Here is an 842-nt window from a genome sequence, read left to right as displayed (position 1 = left end):
AAACCGCTCGCCGGCAGTATGAACGTCGGAATTCACGTTACGCAAGTGATTTAACGGATGCCGAATGGTCCATCATCGAACCATTGATGCCAGCACCCAGACGGCTTGGACGCCCTCGAAAGACGAACTTGCGAGAAGTGGTGAATGCACTACTTTATATTGCTTCTTCTGGCGGTGCATGGCGGCTTTTGCCAACCGACTTCCCACCATTTTCCACTGTGCAGAAATATTTCTACCGCTGGCGAGATGACGGCATCCTGCGGGCCATCAACAACACACTTGTTATGGCAGCACGTGAGTTGACCGGAAAGCAGCCCAGCCCGACAGCTGGCATAATCGATAGCCAATCGGTGAAAACCACGGAAAGTGGCGGCATCCGGGGCTTTGATGCGGGGAAGAAGATCAACGGTCGTAAGCGTCATATTGTGGTTGATACACTGGGCTTGATGGTTGGCCTGGTGATCCATTCGGCGGGCATTCAGGACAGAGACGGTGCACCGGATGTCTTGAAAACAATTCTCAAACGTTGGCCATGGTTGCGGCATATCTTTGCTGATGGCGGATACGCAGGACCAAAGCTTAAAGGCAGGCTGGAAAAGGTCGGTAAGTTTACACTGGAAATCGTCAAACGCTCCGATCTCGCTGAAGGTTTCGAACTACTCCCACGCCGATGGGTTGTCGAGCGCACTTTTGCATGGCTGGGACGGTGTCGCAGACTGGCCAAAGACTTCGAGAAAACCATCGCTTCTTCCGAAGCGTGGGTCTACATCGCAAACATACGCTTCCTCACGCGGCGCATCGCAAGAGCCTGATATCGTTAAATTCATTATGATTCAGGCTCT

1 protein-coding gene is annotated in these 842 nt (G+C 52.5%); it reads left to right on the top strand.

What is annotated here, in order from left to right:
- On the top strand, positions 1-812 hold an 812-nt coding region (locus VBH83_RS19340; RefSeq protein WP_396999097.1), incomplete at its 5' end, for an IS5 family transposase.
- Positions 813-842 lie beyond the last annotated feature (30 nt).

The sequence above is a fragment of the Ochrobactrum sp. S1502_03 genome (assembly GCF_044435015.1).
In the GTDB taxonomy this organism is placed as follows: domain Bacteria; phylum Pseudomonadota; class Alphaproteobacteria; order Rhizobiales; family Rhizobiaceae; genus Brucella; species Brucella chromiisoli.
This window is presented reverse-complemented; position numbering and strand designations above follow the sequence as displayed.